The organism is Pseudomonas sp. LFS074 (assembly GCF_047978165.1).
Lineage (GTDB): Bacteria > Pseudomonadota > Gammaproteobacteria > Pseudomonadales > Pseudomonadaceae > Aquipseudomonas > Aquipseudomonas putida_P.
In genome coordinates, this window is the sequence record NZ_JBFPFV010000001.1 from 3,622,915 (window position 1) to 3,643,183 (window position 20,269).

General features: G+C 62.0%; 12 protein-coding genes and 2 pseudogenes. 2 read left to right on the forward strand and 12 right to left on the reverse strand.

Annotated features, from left to right (window positions below):
- The first annotated feature begins 141 nt into the window (after positions 1 to 141).
- A complete protein-coding gene (locus ACNQP3_RS16530; RefSeq protein ID WP_264316232.1) occupies positions 142 to 1,836 on the forward strand; it encodes a DUF262 domain-containing protein in 1,695 nt (564 codons plus the stop codon).
- Positions 1,837 to 1,867: 31 nt separating this feature from the next.
- Positions 1,868 to 2,404, forward strand: coding sequence for a hypothetical protein (locus ACNQP3_RS16535; RefSeq protein ID WP_012272811.1), 537 nt, complete (start codon positions 1,868 to 1,870; stop codon positions 2,402 to 2,404).
- A gap of 76 nt (positions 2,405 to 2,480) precedes the next feature.
- Here ACNQP3_RS16535 and ACNQP3_RS16540 read toward each other — a convergent pair.
- The 12 genes and pseudogenes from ACNQP3_RS16540 to bcsE all read right to left on the reverse strand — a co-directional run.
- Positions 2,481 to 2,897, reverse strand: a pseudogene (locus ACNQP3_RS16540) (dihydrodipicolinate synthase family protein); the annotation flags it as partial.
- 209 nt (positions 2,898 to 3,106) lie between these two features.
- The gene (locus ACNQP3_RS16545; protein ID WP_041166525.1) at positions 3,107 to 4,969 is read right to left on the reverse strand and encodes a hypothetical protein; all 1,863 of its coding nucleotides are present in this window, start codon (positions 4,967 to 4,969) and stop codon (positions 3,107 to 3,109) included.
- A gap of 208 nt (positions 4,970 to 5,177) precedes the next feature.
- Positions 5,178 to 6,047, reverse strand: a complete 870-nt coding sequence (gene dapA, locus ACNQP3_RS16550) for a 4-hydroxy-tetrahydrodipicolinate synthase (RefSeq protein WP_264316233.1) — start codon at positions 6,045 to 6,047, stop codon at positions 5,178 to 5,180.
- A 303-nt stretch (positions 6,048 to 6,350) separates the two neighbouring features.
- The gene (gene bcsC, locus ACNQP3_RS16555; RefSeq protein ID WP_264316234.1) at positions 6,351 to 9,869 is read right to left on the reverse strand and encodes a cellulose synthase complex outer membrane protein BcsC; all 3,519 of its coding nucleotides are present in this window, start codon (positions 9,867 to 9,869) and stop codon (positions 6,351 to 6,353) included.
- Entirely contained in the window at positions 9,857 to 10,972 is a 1,116-nt protein-coding gene (gene bcsZ, locus ACNQP3_RS16560) for a cellulose synthase complex periplasmic endoglucanase BcsZ (RefSeq protein ID WP_012272816.1), read from the reverse strand. Before bcsZ ends, bcsC begins: the two co-directional genes overlap by 13 nt.
- A pseudogene (bcsB, locus tag ACNQP3_RS16565) lies at positions 10,972 to 13,258 on the reverse strand (cellulose biosynthesis cyclic di-GMP-binding regulatory protein BcsB). Before bcsB ends, bcsZ begins: the two are co-directional and overlap by 1 nt.
- Positions 13,258 to 15,867, reverse strand: a complete 2,610-nt coding sequence (gene bcsA, locus ACNQP3_RS16570) for a UDP-forming cellulose synthase catalytic subunit (RefSeq protein WP_060514401.1) — start codon at positions 15,865 to 15,867, stop codon at positions 13,258 to 13,260. The pseudogene bcsB and the gene bcsA overlap by 1 nt, the downstream one beginning before the upstream one ends.
- The gene (gene bcsQ, locus ACNQP3_RS16575) at positions 15,864 to 16,571 is read right to left on the reverse strand and encodes a cellulose biosynthesis protein BcsQ (RefSeq protein WP_060514402.1); all 708 of its coding nucleotides are present in this window, start codon (positions 16,569 to 16,571) and stop codon (positions 15,864 to 15,866) included. Before bcsQ ends, bcsA begins: the two co-directional genes overlap by 4 nt.
- Positions 16,568 to 16,786 (reverse strand): cellulose biosynthesis protein BcsR, encoded by a 219-nt coding sequence (gene bcsR / locus ACNQP3_RS16580; RefSeq protein ID WP_012272820.1) that lies wholly within the window; start codon positions 16,784 to 16,786, stop codon positions 16,568 to 16,570. The genes bcsQ and bcsR overlap by 4 nt, the downstream gene beginning before the upstream one ends.
- On the reverse strand, positions 16,783 to 18,396 hold the full coding sequence (gene bcsG, locus ACNQP3_RS16585) for a cellulose biosynthesis protein BcsG (RefSeq protein WP_060514403.1): 1,614 nt from the start codon (positions 18,394 to 18,396) through the stop codon (positions 16,783 to 16,785). The genes bcsR and bcsG overlap by 4 nt, the downstream gene beginning before the upstream one ends.
- Positions 18,389 to 18,574, reverse strand: coding sequence for a cellulose biosynthesis protein BcsF (bcsF, locus tag ACNQP3_RS16590; protein ID WP_264316235.1), 186 nt, complete (start codon positions 18,572 to 18,574; stop codon positions 18,389 to 18,391). Before bcsF ends, bcsG begins: the two co-directional genes overlap by 8 nt.
- Entirely contained in the window at positions 18,571 to 20,061 is a 1,491-nt protein-coding gene (gene bcsE, locus ACNQP3_RS16595; protein ID WP_264316236.1) for a cellulose biosynthesis protein BcsE, read from the reverse strand. Before bcsE ends, bcsF begins: the two co-directional genes overlap by 4 nt.
- Positions 20,062 to 20,269 lie beyond the last annotated feature (208 nt).

The window sequence follows — 20,269 nt, forward strand, 5'->3', positions numbered from 1 at the left end:
TATGAGCGGCATCGCCGAACACCTCAAGGCAGGCGTACGAGGTGCTGCCTGAGACGCGCGAAATGTAGTGCCCAGGCATGCAAAAAAACTTGATTCAAGCGATGATGAGGCAAAACGCCACCACCCATAAGGACATACCCCGTGGACGCCTCGTCAACCATTCGCAGCATGCTGGCCAACAACCGCATCGTGGTGCCTGCCTATCAACGCGCCTATGCCTGGGATACGCCAGTTGAAGGTTCGACCCGCGCCAGCCAGACACAGGTGTTTCTTTCCGACCTGGAAGCCTACCGCAACAGCCACTCCCGCAGCCCTTATTACTTCGGCCATTTCCTGTTCGAACAGACGCAGGGAGAGTATCGGGTCATCGACGGCCAGCAGCGCCTGACCACGATCACGCTGTTTTTGGCGGCACTGTTCGCGTGCTTGCAAGCCAAACGCGCCCTGACCGAAGATGAGCAGGACTGCTACAAGGACATGATCAGACGGGACAGTCAGATCCGCTTGAAGACGGTCGAATACGACAACCAGATCTTTGTCGATTATGTAATCAACCAATCCAGAACTGTCGCTCCTGCTTCGCTCACCACATCTGCCCAGCGACTCATCAATGGGTTCGACTTCTTCAAAAAGAAGCTGGGGGCTCAGCCTGAAGCGTACCTGACGGACATGCTGCGGATAGTGTCCCAGGCTTCGTGCAGTACGCACCCGGTGCGGGACGAGGCAGAAGCCATTCAGATGTTCATCTTCCAGAACAACCGCGGCAAGCGCCCGTCCAACCTTGAGGTGGTGAAGGCGCAGTTCATGTATGCCATCCACCTTCATGGCGAAGATCAGCAAGCGAAAGACAGCCTGATCGAAGAGGTCCAGCAGCGCTTCGAGACCATCTACAAGTCGATCTCAGCCATTGAATACCGCATCAACGAAGACGACGTGCTGCAGTACACCTTGCGCGTCCATTTCAATACCCTGTGGGAGAGTGGCGCGCTGGAGCGGATTGAGAAAATGCTCGCAGCTGAGGCGCCTCTTGAGTTTGTGCGAGACTTTACCTGCTCGCTGGCCATCAGTTTCGAGCATTTGTCAGAGTTCTTCGGCGATGACGAGCGAAGCAGTTTTCCGATTCACTCACTGGTGAGCTTGGGCGGGATCGCGATTGCATTGCCCTTTATTCTCAAGGCCTATCGTTTTGGCCTTCCCCTGCCGGACAGGAACGCGCTGTGCGTCGCTTTTGAAAGCTTGATCATCCGTCATCGCCTGATTGGTACCCGTGCGGATATCACGTCACGCATCAATGATGTCTACGAGGCCTTTACCAGCGACGCGCCGACGATAGCCCCTATCCTCGCGCGCATCGAGTACCTCAAGACCGTAACCAGCGGCTGGTGGGCTTTTTGGAACAATGAAAGGCTGGCAGAGGCTTTAGAATGGAATATCCGGCATTCCATCGCCAGGCATTTGCTCTGGAAGTATGAAGTCCACCTGGAAGGACAAGGCCAGCGCGGTTACGCGCCACGGCGCAGCAACGACACCGAGCGTCCAGAGCTGGAGCATATCGCGCCCAGCACCGAGCCCGCCGCTCGCCCACATGGTTACGGTACCTACGACGAAACGTTCAAGGGCGAATATCTGAACTGCCTCGGCAATTACTTGCTGCTGTCCAAACCCCACAACTGTGCAGTGGGGAACATCCCATTCAGCGAAAAGCTGGCGACCTATAAGCACACCTTCCAGCAGCGGGAAATCGCTACGTTCGTCAGCGCCGGCGGCCTGTGGGACCGAGATGCAATCCAGGTTCGGCACGATAAAATCGTCGCCGCACTGATGGCTGAGCTTTAAGTAACCGATAGACACCACATGGAATTGAAAAATGCTTCAATGGCCCGCCCACTCAAAGATCACTTGCTTTAATGCAAAAAATGAAGTCATCGCCGACTCTGCTCGCAGCAGGCTGGATTTGGCAGACTCGCTGATGTTGCACCACGACCACAAGAAGCCATTAACTTGTCACATTGAGGTTCTCACCAGGTCGGCCGACTGGACCACCTGGAACTCAGTCAATGTGAAAAGGATTGAAGACCATATCGTCTACGACCTTGAATTTGACGGTTACCAGGTAAAAATCGAACGCGTCAGCAAGCCCAGCAGAACGTTGTGCAGCAAACCCTTCCGGTGGCAGCTCGAAATAAGCGTTGAAGAAGACAACGCGCTTGCGCTGGATAAAAAGCCTATCGGCACGCGTTTCAAGGTGGCTCGAAGCGATGCCTCGGTCAAAACCATTCAAACCACTATCGAGAAGGTGTTCGGTTTACCCCATGGCTCCGTTTGTTTACTGACGCCCGATGGCCAAAACGCCAATTTGCGCACCTCCATAAAAAACCTGAGGAGCAAATGGAAACAGAGCTAACGCTTACCCCCTGTCGGCGCCCTTGCCGCGGGCTAGCGTAAGCAAGGGCGCAGGTAGAGACTCCGCGGTTGCCGATTCAGGCGCCGAGTGAACCCAGCACGCGTTGCAGCGTGTCCCGAGTGGCTTGCGTACACGCCTGCATCGGCTGGCGCAACTCGTCTGCAATCAGGTTTTGCAACCGCAGCGCCGCCTTCACCACGGCCGGGTTTGGCTCGGCAAAGGCCACCTTGATCCACGGCAGCAACTGGTAGAACGTGCCACGCGCAGCCGCCCAATCGCCGCGGTCGACCTGCTGCAACATGCGCACATACAGGTCGGCGCGCACATGCGCGGAGGCTGAAATGGCCCCGGCACCGCCCAGGCACAGGTTGTTGAAGATCTGCAGGTCTTCACCGGCCAGCACCTGGGCGTGGCCGTCCTCGATCAGGGCCATGGTGGTCTCGCTGTCACCACTGCAGTCCTTCACGGCCGCAATGCGCGGGTGGCGCACGATGAGTGAGGTGCACGCACAGTTGTAACCAATAACTGGAGGCTGAAGGATGGTGCAGGGTGCCGCGAAACGAGGGGCAAAGCCCTTGCCAGATCGCAAAGCTCTGGCACCCTGCAAAACAGTGCAGGCATCGCAAACCCCCGCCATGCTCACCATTCCTCAGCAACCTCACATAACCTGCTGGGCTGAGTGATTCCCTCCTTGGGTATTACCTAAATAATAACTTTTACATTTCTCGCGGTTAGCTTCGCAAGAATGTAAGGCTCACTTCCCGCACAGCCCTTAGCTTTATCTAAAAGTTTTGGATTCGGGTCCCCGGCCCACAACCCAATCACATCATAAAGCAACCAGCTGGCCAGGCTTTTACCAATATTAGACGCGAAATCAGGGCTGATACCTGTAGGGGATGCCCCTCGGGCAATGAGATCCAGATACAATCGCACCGGAATCACGGGCATGGGTGCCACTGCACACGGACCCAAAAGCAGTAAATAGCTTGATGGCGTTTGTAAAATAAGATTCTGGAGCTGTGAAAAGTCAATGGGATAAGAACCAGACTTGCCAACCACATGCCCGCCATGGAGGCGCTTTGCTTGAATGAGCGAAGCGCGGCTCGTGAATGGCTGATTCCCCACGTCATGCGCCTCAAAAACAAGGCATATATCTGTTGAAAATTTCTTCGCAGCTAAATGAGGATTACCCTCTTCGAATTTCCCGACGATCCGATAGCTCAGCTCAAACTCGAGGTGTTCATTCTGTTTGCGTTGACTGGCAAGCAATGAGACTTGATCGTTTATGTTTTTGAATATTGCTGCGAGCTTTTCGAAAAGCATCGCCACATGGGTTTCTTCTCCACTGCCCCCAGTCTTTGGAACCCAGTGACTGTAGTTGGCCGCACCTGCTTCGAACTCAGCCTCGATCAGACGCTCGATCGTTGCGTCCGCCAACCAAGTCCTCGGGGGAGCGCCACAGTTGGAAGATGTCGACAGGTTCAGTCGAATAGATTGGGCCTGCTGCAGAAGCTGAGCGGCGTCGGGGGCTTGTTCGATCAAGCCGCGCACGGCTTCGGCGCGTAGCCTTACCAGTGAGTCAGGGTGGCTCGCCATCTCAGACAAGGCCTCACCCACTTGATTGCCCCAAACCTCAAGTACTGCAAAAATAATAGCGCGATCATGGTCAACATGACCGAACCATAAAAGCAGTTCGGTCACCGCCATTCTTAACGAGCGATTGTTTCCAACAGCGTCTCTGAGCTGACGACGCCAAGCGGCCTCTGATTCTGCGCATAGGCTATTCAGCCTGAGCTTCGGCCTCGGGCCGTGTGGATCGAACCGGACAAATGAGAGTTTCTCCCAGGCCAAGGTCACGTCCGCCGGCAATGCCACGCTGACATGTTCTCTGTCACCCCACAGAAGAAGCAGAAGTTGAACCCACGGACATTTCGGAGTCCACTTATACGCAAGATTCGAAAACGCTTGAACATTGTCAGCGGATGACGGGTTGCGATCAGTGAGCGTCAATGCCCTGATCAAAAGTGGGCGGAGGTAAACCGGGTTGCCGCAGAGCATGGCTAAACCCTTCAGCTGCCACACTCCACTGGAATAATCATCGACATAGCAGGCGACCGCTTGATCGAGGAGCGCTGGGCTGCTCACAAGTAATGGCCATTCGTCGAGTAGCGATGCAAACCCAAAGAATTCACTATTAGTTTTACGAAAACAAGATAACGCTTTATCTGCTAGCGCCTTTTCAAAATCCGACCAATTATCGTTTACAAACCACTCGACTTTTTCACGAAAAAATTCAAGCGCCTCTAAATCACCCTCGCTTTTTTTCAGCTTCGCCAACAAATACTGCCTTATTGAAAGCGCATGGGTCGCGTCAAAGCCCAGGCTGAGAACACCTCGCTCAACGGATTCCCTAAGCGATACCCAGTCCAGCTCCGGGGGTGCCAATTGATTACTGAAGTACGCGATGGTTTCGGCTTCGTACTGCGCTAGACATAGACGGGAGAAGTGTTTTTCACTTATTTCCTCGCCATCTGTACCCACTGGATTCATAAGATCGTCAGTCATTACACTTCCTTGATTTCCATCATGCATGGCGCTTGACATCCCATCCTTCAAGTAAAATATTCGGTGACTACCAACACGATTGCAAGCTCGACATACAAGCTCTCAACTATCGAGGGCGGTCGAACAGCCTCATTAGCAGCGAAAAAACCAGGTTGATACCTGGCTTTTCCGTGGGCTGCGTGGGCCTCTTCGCAGCACAAGGCTGCTCCTACAAGGCAGCGGACAGGCCCAGGACACCTGCGAGCTTGTCGCGTATGGCTTGGCTGCATGATTGCATTGGCTCACGCAGTTCGTCGGTCGTCAGCCCCTGCATCTGCAGCGCCGCCTTCACCACGGCCGGGTTCGGCTCGGCAAAGGCCACCTTGATCCACGGCAGCAACTGGTAGAACGTGCCACGCGCAGCCGCCCAATCGCCGCGGTCGACCTGCTGCAACATGCGCACATACAGGTCGGCGCGCACATGCGCGGAGGCTGAAATGGCCCCGGCACCGCCCAGGCACAGGTTGTTGAAGATCTGCAGGTCTTCACCGGCCAGCACCTGGGCGTGGCCGTCCTCGATCAGGGCCATGGTGGTCTCGCTGTCGCCGCTGCAGTCCTTCACGGCCGCAATACGCGGGTGGCGCACGATGCGGCGCAGGGTTTCACGCTCGATGCGCACGCCGGTGCGATAAGGAATGTCGTACACGATCACTGGCACGCGGGCGGCATCGGCCACGGTGGCGAAGAAGGCTTCGATGCCGGCCTGCGATGGGCGAATGTAGCAAGGTGCGGGGACCAGCAGCCCGCCAATGTCGCGCTGTTGGATTTCAGCCTGCAAGCCCAGCAACTCGCGCAGGTTGTAACCCGACAGGCCCATCACCACCCTACCCGGCTCAACCCAGGCCAACACGGCATCCAGCACGGCCAGTTGCTCGGCCTTGGACAACGCCGCCGCCTCCCCCGTGGTACCGCACACCACAAAACCGGCCACGCCGTCTTCGAGCAGCTTCTTCACCAACCGCTCCAGGCCAGGGAAATCGATTTCGTTGTCGCGCATTGGCGTGACGAGGGCGATCCAGATACCACGGAAATTCGACATGCAAAAACTCCTGATGTTGACCGAAAGTCAGCGTCAGAGGATGAAGAGTCGAAGTGGTCTGGCAGGGATACCTGGCGCCTTCTGTCTCGTCAGCCCACCTGACGAGACAGCGCGCCTCGGTCAGATGAGCGGCTGTTTCTTGGATTTCTTGGCAACGGCAACGCACGCGCCTGCCTGGGCGATGAAGCCCGAAGCGGAAATGGCGTGGTTGGATATGGACATGCTGGCAAGCCGGTTGCGTAGATATGGCTGGATAATGGTGGTGCGTCGGGGCTGCTGTCAACCCTGGCCATGTCGATGCAGTCAACGCCACTCGCTGTAGGGTTCCAGCGGCGTTACCGGCAATGCCAGGTTGCCGCGCCATGGCTCGAACAGGTAGCGCAGGTAGAGCATGCCATGGCTAGGCGCGTAGTCATCGCTGTGCTGCCAGTCGAAGCCGCCGCCCAGCACCCACTGATCACTCAGGCGCCGTTCGAACAGGCCACGCACGCGATAGCCCAAGCCGCTGCTGTCGCTGGCTTCAGTCATGGCATCGATGTTGGAGTCAACGCCATGCTGCGCCAGCACCTTGCGATTGACGTGCGCGTGCGGATACAAGCGACTGCTGTCACTGTGGGCCTGGGACCAGCTGACGGAACCTTCCAGCAGCACCGACCAATCGTAGTTGCGCCAGGCATAACTGACCGGCACGCCCACCGAGCTGTAGCGCTGCGGGCTGTAGTAACCACCCTGCCCCAGGCTGTAGCCGCTCAGGTCCTTGTCGTGGCGCCAGTGCATCAGCGTCAGGCCAACACGCACACGCTCGTCGGCCTTTTCCACTACGCGGTGGTAATAGCCCGCCATGGCCCGAGTACGCTGGTTGTCAGCCACGTTCTCGCCGTACAGCCAATGGTGCCCCAGGCTGGCCCACACCCCGTTGTCGCCGCCTTGGTCCCAACTCAGGCCCAGCGTGGCACCGTTGGCGGTGACCCCGCCCCAGCGCACGCCCGTCGGGCGGTCGCGTGCCCCGGCGAACGACAGCAGGGAATTGCTCATCGGCCGGCGCGAGGCGGTCAGCGACCAGCCAACCTGGCCCAGGTCACCGTTGACCGTTGCGCCGCCCAGCCAATTGTTGATGGCATAGCCTTGGGTGGTGCCCAGGTCGAACGCCCAGCGGCTGCCCTGCCAACCCAACGCCAGCACGCTGCCGTTCGCTGTCTGCGAACCGCCCGTACACGCCGGCAGCGTTTTGCCGTCAGCGGTCTGGCCAACGAACTGGCAGCTGCCGAAGTCGGGGGTGTAGCGCCCCTCATCGTTCTGCTCAAACGCGCCTGCATCCATGCCGATGCGCTCTACCCGCGCAAAGGCAGTGCCGTCCTGCCAAGGGGTATCGACATGCAACAAGGTCGAATGCTTACTCAGTTCGGAAGTGCCAGGCGTACCGTCGTCCTCGCGCCAGCCGTAATCGTGCATCAGCGTCACGTGGGTATTGCGCTGGCGATACAGGGCATCCACGTCACTGCGCAGGCTGCGCGCCAGCCAGTCGTCACCCTCCTGCTCGCGGCTGGCTAGCGTCAATGCACAGTCATCCCGTGGTGCTAGCGCAGCGCGGTCCAACATCTGTGCATCAGCCATGGCTGCCGCATAGAGGTCCAGCGCCCGTTGCGGGTCCTCCTGCACTACCAGGCGGGCGGCGTCGCGCCGTAACAACGGATCGGGGCGCGTCTGCTGCGCTGCGACCCGGTCGAGCTGCCTGGCCGCCTGCTGGTGTTCGCCCAAGGCAACCCAGACCGCCGCCAGGCGTCGCTGGGCATTACTGTCATCGGCAGCCAATTGTGGCACCTGCACGCCCAGCATGTGCCGAGCCTGCGCCAGATTACCCTCGGCCACTGCGCTTTCCATCACCCCAAGGCGCGCATCGGCTCGGCCAGGTTGCACGGCAAGTACACGCTGGTAATAGCCCCGCGCTTTACCAGGCTCACCAAGCGCGGCGGCCCAGTCGGCCAACAGCATCAGGTCATCCGGGCTGGCTTCGCCACGCGCCAGGCTGGCTTCAAGCAAGGCTGTCGCATCGGCGTTGCGGCCTTGCGCCTGCAACTGCTGCGCCGAGGCCTGGGTCATGCGCCGCTGGATACGCTGCTCAAGCGCGTGCATGTCCGGGGTCCAGGCCGGCTGCGGTATCGCTCCCAGGCTGTCCAGGGCCAAGGCATCACGGTCGCTGGACTCCAGGAACAGACCGTGGGCATAGCGGGTTGCCGGGTCATGTGGCTGGTGCTGCACCACCCTGGCGAAGGCTGCGTCGGCCTCGGCGGTGCGCCCCTGATGACGCAGGCTATTGGCCAACTGGTAGACCAGCCAAGGCTCATCAGGGGCCAAAGACGCGGCCTGGTTCAGCACCTGGCTGGCCGTCGACCAGTCTTCGCGCTGCAAGGCTTCATCCCCTTGCTGGCGTAAGCGCGCCAGCGCCAGGCTGCGGCGCAGGCCGGCGAACTGCGTTTGCTGACGTGCTGGCAGGCTGTCCAGGAAGGCCTGCGCCTTGTCTGGCGATTGCGCCTGGTAAACGCGCATCAAGCCACGCACGGCAATGCCGTTATCCGGCGCCATACGCCGGACCTGCAGAAACTGCCGTTCGGCAGCAACTGTATTGCCCTCGGCCATTAACACATCGGCCAGGCCCAACAAGGCGAACTCATCGTTTGGACGCTGCTGGCGTGCCTGCTGATAGCGTGAGCGCGCTGTTGGCAGGTCGTTTGCAGCAAGCGCACGGTCCCCGCTCTGGATTACCGCCCAGTATCGGCTTGCCGACGCCATATCGCTCCACTTGCTGATCTTGTAGCTGTCCTGTTCCTTGTCAGTCGCAGCCCGAAAAGATGCATTGGCTTGGTCGTATCGCTTTTGCGACATCAGCGCATAACCCAACGCCCCATGTAGGCTGGCATCGTCTGGGTACTGGCGCAGCGCCCGGCGCAGCTGTGCTTCGGCTTCGGCATGACGTCCCTTGTCGAGCAGCGCCTTGCCCCGTTGACCAGCCTGCCAGGCCGGGTCGGCCAACAGTTTGCGCTGCTGTTGCAGATTCTCGCTGGCCTGCGCCAACAGTGGCGAAGCGGGGTAGCGCTGGACAAAGGCTTGCCAGGCCACCGCGCTGCTGGCACTCACCGCTTGCCCCGCCAAGTAATCGAACTCGCGCTGGGCCGCAGCATCCCGTGCACCAGGGTCGCGTGACAGCTGATCGAGCAAGGCCAAAGCCTCGCGATCGCGCTTTTCGGCGAACAGCCAACCGGCCAGGGTCTGGCGCAGCCCGGCACTGCCTGGGTACTGCTGATCCAACCGCTGCAACTGGCGAATCGCCCCAGGGCGCTGGCCCGGCAGATTGCCGCGCACGCGCCAGTAGTCCAGGGCCAACTCCAGGCTGGGTGGCTCGTCAGCAAACAGCTGCTCGTACACCGCCAGTGCCTCTTCATAGCGGCCGGTCACCGCCAACAGGCGCGCCTGCTGCAAGCGCCGCGCAGACTCGGGGTGTTGCAGCTCAAGCAGGCGACTGGCTTGGCGTGCTTGCAGGCTGCCAGGTGCCACGGCACTGATCCGGGCGCCCAATTGCTCGGCAGCGCTGCTGTTCTTTTCGCGCAGTGCCAGGCTCAAGGCTGCCAGCAATACATCCGGATTGCGCGGTTCCAGCAACTGCAGCCGGCCCAGTGCATCACGGACCAGGTCGTCACGGTGCAGCGCTTCGCCGCGACGTACCTGGTCCAGCAGCCATTGGCGCTGCTCATCGGCATCCTTGGGTTGCGCCGCTGCCTGGCAGGTGACTGTCGCCAGCATCAGCACGCCGATCATTCGTTGCATGGCGCGCTCCAGGCCGGCAACAAGCGGCCGTGCGGGTCAAAACGATAACGGGCCTCATCCCAGCCTTGGCCGAACAGCACCAGCACCTGGCTGTAATACGCCTTGGCCTCGACCGGCTGATCGCGCAAACGCTGACGCTGGGCCGCCAAGCCGGCCACGTGCGCCGGCGAGGCTGCCAGCAATGGCAGCAATGCCGCAGAAAAGCCGGCCGGCCCCTGGCCGCTAGCTTCGCCGCTGCGTGCGTCCGCGCGCTCGGGGGGGAGCCCCTGGCGCTGGGTCAATGCCGCCATCGGCGCGTAATGGGCGACCAATTCGTTGCGTTGCACCGCATCCTTGGCCAACATGCCGACCCACAGGTACACACGAATGGCGTCGTAATCACCGGCACTGCCATGCTGCGGGTCTGCCGCTGGCTTGCCGGCCGGTGTCCACAGCAACCAGTCCGGGGCGAAGCCCTTTGGCGACGAAGCCAACCACAAACGCCGCGTATTGGCCGCCAGCTCTCCCCACAAGGGGTCCACCTCGCTGAAGCGGTCGAACAGCTGCAGCGGCAGGTAGCTGGGGTTCAGGCGGGTACCCTGGGCGTCCTCGAAGCCGTAGTCACCTGGCAGCAGCATCACCCCAAGGCCTGGGAGCTTGCGCACGGTCTGCGCCGCGATACGCCACAGCAGGCGCTGGCCCAGTTGCGTGTATGCGGGCTGCTGCCACAAGCGCCCTGCTTCCAGCAGGCTGTAGGCGATCCACAGGTCGGCATCGCTGGCGTTGTTGGCGTCCAGCACCTGCCATTGCTGCTGCTCGTTACGCCCCCACAGCCAGGCCGGCAGGTGCCTGGCCAGGTCACCTTCGGCGAGGTTGTTGCCGGTCCAGCGCAGCAACTGGGCGAAGGCGTCGCGGTCATTGCCCACCAAGGCGAAGAACAACCCATAACTCTGCCCTTCCGACGTGGTGATCAAGCGCGCGTCACTCGGGTCGATCACCCGGCCGTCCGCACTCACCAGCTCGGCCTTGAAACGTTCCCAGGCAGGCCATGAGCACGCCGCCTCGGCATTGGCGAAAACGGGCAGGCCCAGGGCGACCAACCCTACCAGCATCTGGCGCATCATCACCTCGCCTCACCCAAGCGGCGCTTGCCGGCCCAGCGCAATGCTCGCCACAGCAAGAAAGCGAACAGCACCACGCACACCGCCGCGATCGCCGCCAACAACACCGGGTGCTCGGACAAGTGGAACCACAGCAGCAGCCACCACGGCAGCGCACCGACAAAATAGTGCTCGCCCACAAACTGGCTGCTCAGGCCACTGCTGCGCACCAGCGTTACCGAGCCTGCCACCGCATCGAGCTTGCCCACATCGCCAAGCACATCGCGCAGCAACGCGTAATCGCCGTCGCTGTTGGCCAACAAGGCGACCACGCTGCGCTGTTGGTGAAATGGCGATTTCAGGCCGGTGATGGCGGCAATCGGCGCCTGCGCACTGACTGCCACGCGGCTGCTCGCAGCCACCGGCTCGGTATCGAAGCGCTGGCCGCCAGGTAACCTTGCGCTGCGCCCCCTGCAGCAGCCAGTCACGCTGAGCGCTGAGCAGCAGGCCAAGGTTGGGCGCATCGCTCAAAGCCTCGGGCAGGTTGCCGATCAGCAACAAGTCGGCGTCTGCCGTTGCGGCGTGTTTCCAGTCATCGATCAGTTGCAGGCCAAGCGCCGGATAACCGATCTGCCCGGCTAGCCCGCCAACCGTGTCGAGCAACGTACCAACCTGCATCGCCGTGGGTTTGGCCGGCATGATGACCAGGGTCTCGGAAAGGTCGGCCATGCGGCTGAACGGGAAGCCGCTGCGGGCGAAGGCACGCAGGTCGGGCATGGCGATGTAATGGTGATAACCGGACAGGTCGATGGTCGAGTTGTCGTCGATCGCTGCGCGCACGTCTACCGGCAGCGAGGTCTGGCAGCGGTCACGCTGAGCACTGCCCAGGGTACTGGCAAAGCTGAAATCGAAGCGGATGCGGTTGCGGTCGCCAATCTTCAGCGCCGGTACCAGCGACTTCTCGGTCACTGCCGTGTTGTCAGCGGACAGCACGGCCAGGCGCATTTGCTCGAGCGTACCGCCGCGCCGGTCATTGCCCACCAGCGGCATGCTGGTGATGTACTGGTCGTTGACGCTGATGCTCAGGCGCGATTCATCGGTCACCGCCGGCGCCGTGTAGCGATACAGGGTGCGTAGCGCAATGCCCTGGTTACGCCACACGAACAAGTCGGGTGGCAGGTTGAGCGCCAGTGTCACAGGTCGCGGTTGCAGGCCGCTGACTTGCAGTTGCTCAGGGTAATCCAGCAGCTCGGCAAAACGTACCGGCCGATCGGTGCGCGTCCAGTTCGGCGCATCGTAGGGCTGGCGCGGTTGCAAGGCAGTCATCTGCTCCACCTTCACCCGCGCGCCACGGAACAGGTTGTTGCCAACCGCCAGCGCCGAGGCCGCCTTGACCAGGTCGTCGTCGTTACGGCCCAGCACCAATAGCACTTTGCTGAAGCGGTCGTCGGGGTGGTCGATCATCTGCAGCACCGGGCCATCGACCAGCGGGAACTGCTGCAGGTCGGCGAGCAGCGCCGGGCGGCGGTCGTTGCTGGCAAACACGATGCTCGGTGCAGGCTTGTCGCCACGGGCAGGCAATTGGTTGTACAGCACCGGAAAGCTGGCCTTGCGCCAACCGGCCTGGCTGCCGAAATAGGACGCCAGGATGGCCGCCGCACGCTGCTCGCCCAGGCTCGGCACGCCGCTGAACACCACCGGCAACTCCACCTTGCCGGTATCGCGCGCGTCGAAAAATGGCAACGGGAAATACGCCAGGTCGTTTTCCAGCACCAGGGCTTGCTCGTGCAACTGCACCTGGCTCTTGCGGTTCAGGTTCAGCCACAGGCCGCTGTGCGCTGGGTCTTCGCAAATATCGGTGTAGTGCCCGACGAACTCCAGGCGTACTCGGTTGAAGTCGCTGAGCAGCTTCGGGTCCAGCGGCAGCTGGCGGCGCACGCGTTGCCCCAGCTGGTCCTTCTCCACCGGCACCACGCCCATCAATTCGTCATTGAGGTAAACACGCAGGTGCGACAGGTTCGGCAGCAGCGCCGGCGAAGGCGTGTAGTCCAGTTGCAAGCTGGCCTCGGTGGCCAGGCGGTCGCGACGCAAGCCGAACTCGATATGCTCGCTGTTGCGTACACCCAGCAGCAGGCTGTCGGATGCATGCCCAAGCTGCTCGAAGGTTTTCGCAACCGGCCAGTTCGGTACCGTGGGTGTAGGTATTGCGGGCTCGGCAAGCGGGGCTTGGGAGGTAGCAGCGGCGCTCTGCGACAAGGCGGTGAGCAGCGCCATCGCCAGGCCCCAGGCACGCGCGGGATAACCAGTCATCATGCGTCTCGATCAACAGGGTTCATGGAAGGGATTGCCCGCGGTGTGCGGGGCCAATAGCTGGCCAACCACAGCGCCAGCGTACGCAGTGGGCGCAAGCGCGCCCTCAGCCAGGGTGGCATGTGCTCGAACAGGCGCAGGTAACCGACACCGCCCAGCTTCAGTACATCGATCAGGCTGCGCAGCGGGCGCTCCACCTCATGCTGCTCGCTCCAGCCAAGCCAGGCATCGGCACGGGCAAAGGTGCAGTGGACCAGATCGATGCGCTGTTGCTGGTCAAGTGCGTGGAACACCAGGCCCACGTGTTGCCCGACGGTACGGGTGACACACGCCTGGAAGGCGAACTCACGCTGGCCGCGATTGAGCAGCAGACGTACCTGTTCCCCCGGTTTCAGCTCTAGGCCTTGCTGCACCTGCAGGCCGACACCGCCATCGGAGTAATCGACCAGGGTGCAGGGGTAGGCATGACCGCTGGCCAGTACCAGCCCCGCCGGCAAGCGCATCTGCACGCGGTGGGCACGGCGCACCTGGCGCACTTCGGCGGCCACGGCAACGGCGGCGCCAATGATCAGCAGGTTGTAGATCACCCACAGCGAACTGACGATCACCGTGCCGATTTCTGCCGTGGGGCCGGTGAACAGGCGCCACACGGCAAAGCCCAGGCCAACCACGTTGAGCGCCGCCAACCACAGGTAAGGCTGGGCGATACGCCAGTCGAACTGCGCCTGCTCCATCAGGCCGCCTTTGGCGGTGACGTTGAACTTGCCCTTTTTCGGCGCGAACAGCGCCACCGTGGTCGGGCGGGCGATGTACCAGGCCAGCACGGTCTCGTACACCTCGCCCCAGAAGGTTTGCCGGTACTTGCCCTGCATGCGCGAGTTGGTCAGGCTGGCGTGGATCATGTGCGGCAGCACGTACAGCAGAATCATCAACGCCGGTGCGTAGATGATGTAGGCATGCAGCAACAGGAACGCCAGCGGCGCGGTCAGGAATATCAGCCGTGGCAAGCCGGCCAGGAAGTGCAGCATGGCGTTGGCATAGCACACCCGCTGGAACAGGCTGAGCCCACGCCCGAACAACGGGTTGTCGGTGCGGAAGATCTGCACCATGCCACGGGCCCAGCGAATGCGTTGGCCAATGTGCGCCGACAGGCTTTCGGTGGCCAGGCCCGCGGCCTGCGGAATGCTCAGGTAAGCCGACGACCACCCCTGGCGGTGCATGCGCAGGGCGGTGTGGGCGTCTTCGGTCACGGTCTCGACGGCAAAACCGCCGATGCTTTCCAATGCGGTGCGGCGCAGCACGGCACACGAGCCGCAGAAAAACGCCGCGTTCCACATGTCGTTGCCATCCTGAATCAAGCCGTAGAACAGTTCGCCTTCATTGGGGCGACGGCGGAACGAGCCGAGGTTGCGCTCGAACGGGTCGGGCGAGAAGAAATGGTGCGGTGTCTGCACCAGCGCCAACTTCGGGTCTTTGAGGAACCAGCCCACGGTCATTTGCAGGAAGGAGCGCACCGGCACGTGGTCGCAGTCGAAGATGGCGATCAGCTCGCTGTCGGTCACACCCAGCGCATGGTTGAGATTGCCGGCCTTGGCGTGCTTGCTGTCGGGCCGCACGATGTAGCCCACCCCGGCTTCGTCGGCAAAAGCACGAAACGCATCACGGCGGCCGTCATCGAGGATGTAGATGCGCAGGCACTCGCGCGGCCAGTCCAGGCCCAGCGCGGCCAGTACCGTGGTGCGCACCACCGACAGGTCTTCGTTGTAGGTAGGAATCAACAAATCGACAGTCGGCCAGTGCTGCGGGTTGGCCGGCAGGTTGGCCGGTTTGCGCTGCAACGGCCAGCTGGTCTGGATGTAACCCAGGATCAATACGAACCACGAATAGGTTTCGGCTGCCAACAGAATCACCCCGAACACCAGGTCGGTGGTGTCGTTCCAGTTCAGGGTCGAGGTGTAGCGCCACCACAGGTAGCGGCACGAGATAATGGTCGACAGCACGATCAGCATCAGGGTCGGGAAGCGCCCCGGCATGTGTCGCACCAGCATGGCAATGCCCAGCAACAGGCAGATGAACATCAGTTGCGCCAGGTAGCCGAACGGTTCAGTCACGCACAGCAGGGCCAGGCTTGCGGCGCACACCGTCAACACGCTGTAGAACACCCGCCTGGCGAGCACGCTAAGGCCGCGCAGGCGTGCCGAGGCTTCGTGCCTGAAAGCACTGGCGCGGTAGCGCGCGGGCACCCGATGCAGTGCATCGATCAGCAGCCCTCGGTAATGGCGCCCAACCTGGCCAACACCCCGCAGTCGCAAGCGCACTGCGCCCCATGCTCGGCGGCCAGGCCCTGTTGTGCGTGCCACCGGTTGACGGCGCACCAGCAACCACAGGCTCTGGATCAGCAGCCGTAGCGGGTCACCCAGGCTCGGGCGCTTGCCTGAAAGCTGCGGGTACAGGCGTTGGCGTTCGGCCAGCAATGCCTGCCAGGCGGGTGACTCCAGGCGCAGGAACAGAAAGGCCAGCCACACGCCCAAGGTAAACAGCCAGGCAACCGGTAGCCGCGCACCACGGGCGGTGAACCACGTATAGGCCGACAGAGGAGTCAAGGTCACGGCCCGCGCCTCGTCAGGCAGCGTACCGCCAGGCTTTGTACGTCCCGGCAGGCCAGGCTCTGCGGGGCGTAATGGCCAAGCGGCGCCTTGCACGCCAGGGCTTCGAGGAAGGCTTCGTCGCGGTGGACCACCTGGATCGGCAAGCGCTCACCGAACAGGTCGCGCCACACCATCAACAGGTCGCTCTGCAAACGGCTGGCCGGGTCGTAGCGATTGACCAGCAGCATGTCGTAGTGCTCAACCGGTCGGCGCCCGAGCAGCAGGTGGCTGGCCATTTCGGCCTCAGCCACCAGTACCCGCACATCGGTCTCGATGCCGTTGCCAGCGCTGTCGGCCAACGGTTGCGGCAGGTCGAACAACACCCAATCGAACTGCTCAGCCAGTTCGGCCTGGCGAGCACGCCATGCCAGCGCGTCAGGCACAAGGTGCCGCGAACTGCCAGGCAGGTTGCCGAACGGCAGCAGGCACAGGCCATCGAGCACCTCATACACAGCATCGCTGGCCGGCCGCCCTTCCCGCTCGGCCAGCGCCCAGCCCTCGGACGTATCCAGCGGCAGGTTGAAGTGCAGGCCGAGCAAATTGCTTGGGCACAGGTCAATCAGCAGCACCCGCTCGCCCATACCCTGCAGCGCATAGCCCAGCGCAGCCAACAAGGCGCTGCGCCCCAGGCCTCCGCGCACCCCGTGCAGGGCCAGGCTGGTCATGACGAAACGCCCTCGCGCTGCCTGACAGCCGCGTACAACCCGTCCTGGCTGCTGGCCCGACAGCTTTCACCCAGCAACGGCCAGCGCTGCAGGGCTTGCTGAACGCCCACCAGCATCGAGATGTCCTGGTAGTTCAGCTCGGGCATGTCCAGGTGCTGGCGCAGTTGGGCGATGTCGTCGCTGCGGTCGGACGGGTCTGCCTTGCCAGTGATCATGGGCGCTCCTTGGGGATGGGCTGCCAGTCAGGCTGGCCTTGCAGGCGCATGTAGGCGCGCCCCTGGTAATTCAGCACCTGCGCGCCGGCGGTTTCGGCAACCTGTTCGGTGGTTGGCAGGTCGGTCAGCAGGCCGGGCACATCCAGCACGTGCTGCTGGCCCAGGCCCGCGTACACACGGGAGATCAGCTCGGACAACGCCAGGTAACTGGTGGCTGCCGTGACCCGCAGCGGCTCGCTGCGGGCAGGTTGGCCCATGCCGATGAACTTCAGCCCGACTGGCACATGGGTAATCGACGGCGTGGGGATTTCGCGCATGCCCGACAGCTGCATGCGGTCGCCATGCAACGCAGCGCCATGCTCTGGAACAATGGCCACCACTACCCGGCGGCCACTGCGCTCCAATTCGTCGAGGAAGGTGCCAAGCTCGCCGAACAGGCGATTGGCGCGGGTGGCGTAGTCGGCCACGCGGGTACCGCCGTCGGCGGTGACGATACGGTTGCCGTCATGCAGGCTGATGCTGTTGTAAAACAGCGACACATGCTCATTCGCAGTGCTTTTGCGTTGCCCCCACCAACGGCGCAATACCTCCAGGTCGCTGGCGATCGGCGAGCCGTCGAAGCCCACCAGTGCCCTTGGGAAGTCGGTATTGCGCATGCCCGGTTGTGGCATGCGCTGCTGGGTAATGTCACCGATGAAGTTGTCGAACCGGCCACTGTGGTTGAGCAAAGTGTTGCTCTGGAAACCCAGCCGGGCCAGGTTCTGGAACAACAGGCACTGCTCCGGGGCAGGCTGGTACAGGCCAGCATGCGACGACTGCCCACAGCTGGCACGCAGCACGCGAATGGCGGCTGGGCCGCTATAGGAAGTTGCCGAGTTGAACTGGTCGAAGACCACGTCCATGCGCGACAGCAACGGGTTGTCGCGCAGCCCCACGGCGGACAGGTCATCCCAGGCCAGCGAACAGATGTTGATCACCAGCAGGTCGAACGGCTGTTCATCGGCATTCACGGCAGGAAACGCCGTTACCCGCTCGCGCTCGCTGGCGAAGAAGCGCTCAAGCCAGCTGTCGAGCGTGGCATTGTCAGCGGCTGCGGTGGTGGGCAGCGGTTCGGCCGGGGTGCTCGTCACCACGCCGGGCGCCTGGCCCGCCCCCAGCGATGGCAAGCCGCCAGCTGCCAACCAGGCCAGCCCCAGCAGGCTCAAGGTGCTCAGGCGCAGCCAATGGCGCAGGTACAGGTAACCCACCAGCAACAGCGTCAGCGCGCCCAACAGGTTCCAGTTGACGAAGCGGCCCAGCAGTTCAAGCAGGTAGTCCCACGAAAAATCCAGCACCCCCGGCTGCGCCAACAGGCGGCTGAAGGGTGGTAGCCAAGTGTCCTGGTAGAACAGCGCGATTGCGATGGGTACCGCCAGCAGTTGCCGGGCAATACGCAGCCACTTGCCCGGCAACGGGATCAGCAGAAACGCAGCGAACAGCAGGTTTGGCAATGCCTGGAAGTCGAGCATGCCAAGGGCGACCAACAAAAATTTGGCAAAAAAATAGAGGTTCCACCCTCCCAGTCCAGGCCAGCGGGCCAGTACCGGGAGGGTGACGGTGGTATTAGTCATTCTGGGGGCCCTGGCGTACAGCGCGGTGGCGTACGCCCAGTGGTTTCAGGTAACGGGGGGAAAGGCGACGGCGCAACCAAGTGCGCAGGGCCGCGCACAGGCGCAACATCAACAAAGCCAGGCCCAATGTGACCAGGGCTGTAATGCCGACCACCTGCAGCAGTTGCACGAAGTTCATGCGCCCCCCCGCTTGGCCAGAGCGACCTTGCGCGGGGCCAGTGCCGGCCACGCCTGTGCCTGCCGCTGCACCACCGGATCGGCCCGGGGTGGCTGTGGCAAGCTGCTGTCGAGAAACGCCGGGGCGGCCAGGCTGTCGAGGTCGGCAAGCACCTCCTGGCTAATGAACAGCTCTTTCCACGACAGTTGGAAGATGTGATCCAGCGCTTGTTCGACACCTTCGCAGCGGCAGGCGAACAGGAACAGGAACAACACCTCGCCAACCACGCACGCAATGTCGCCATCACGGCGGAACGCCGTGCGCGAGCAAGCCTGCAGTGGGGTCAGCCCAGGCGCCGGGTGCAGCACCAGTAACTGGTGGACGATTTCACCGTGACGCACACCCTGCCACATGGTTTGCACCGCTTCGGCGAATGCCCGGGGTGCCACCAGCCCGCAGATGGCCTGCGGCCGCAGGCGGGCCAGCAAGGCATCGAAGTCGCTTGGCAGGTTCCGGCGCCAGACATAGCCCTGGATGCTTTCGACCATGGTCAAAAAGCGCGACAAGCTGGCGCCGAACGGCACGATCTGGGTGGCGCCGCAGGCCAGCAGCAGTTGTTCGTCCTGGTAACGCAGGGTGGGTGCCATTTCGCGCACCACCAACTTCAAGGCATTGCCACGCCGCTGGCGCAGGCGGTGCAGCTGGCGCGCCAGGTGGTCCAGGCGCTGCCCACCATCGATGGCGAAGATTACCGTGGCAGAGACCGCACGGCTGGCCTTGGCGCTCAGTTCATCAAGGCTTTCGCAGACCTGCCAGTGCTCGGAGAACGCGGGTGCGCCTTCCAGTACTGGGCGCTGGGCCAGGCACAGCAGCTCATCGCCACCGGTGTCGGCTGGCACCTGCGGCGCTCCGGTAACGGCAAAACCCGCATTACGGCGCTCCAGTTGCAGTTCACACGCACCAGCCTTGCCGAGCGGGTTGCTCCAGAAATGCTGCAGGTAGCGCACCCCACCTTTGCCACGGTACACCTGGGCCAACCCGTCCACGCTTTGATTGACTGCACGCAGGCGCTCGACCAGGGCGGTACCCTGCCCGCCACTGATGACCAGCAGCAGCGCTGCCTCGGCCACCAAAGCGGGGCGCAGGGCATTGCACCAGTGCTCGACTTCGGTGCCCGCCCAGGCATCGGCCGGTGCCAGCAGCACCAGCACACGCCCAGGGGCATCGAGACGGGGAAGATCATGCAACAGGTAGCGGGTGGCACGCGGGTTGGCTTCATACAGCGCCAGCTCGGCCGGGCCGCATGCGGCGTCGAGCGCACCCAGCACGTCATCCATGGCTTGCGTTTCGGCAATCAGGGCTGCCCTGGTATGAGCGGGCATGCCTTCGACCACCTGGCGGCATAGCAAAGTGGCGTCTTCGGTGGCGTCACAGGCTAACCAATACAATCCTTGCTGATGAAGCTGGCTACTCTCGGCGCTCAGGCCGGAAATAGCCAACAACGGCATTGCATACGTCAAAACACTGGCTCTGCTAAGTAAATCGAAAGGGCTTGAAAGGAGAATGTGACATGCCCGCTGAGGAAGCCTCATGAGCTACGTCAATAAAACGACAAAAACATCACGAAAGATAAAAGCGCGTCAATCCTACAGCACCAAGGCAATTTGCAATCAGACGAAAATGTAATCAATTGCAAAGTTTTGTTAACAGACGCCC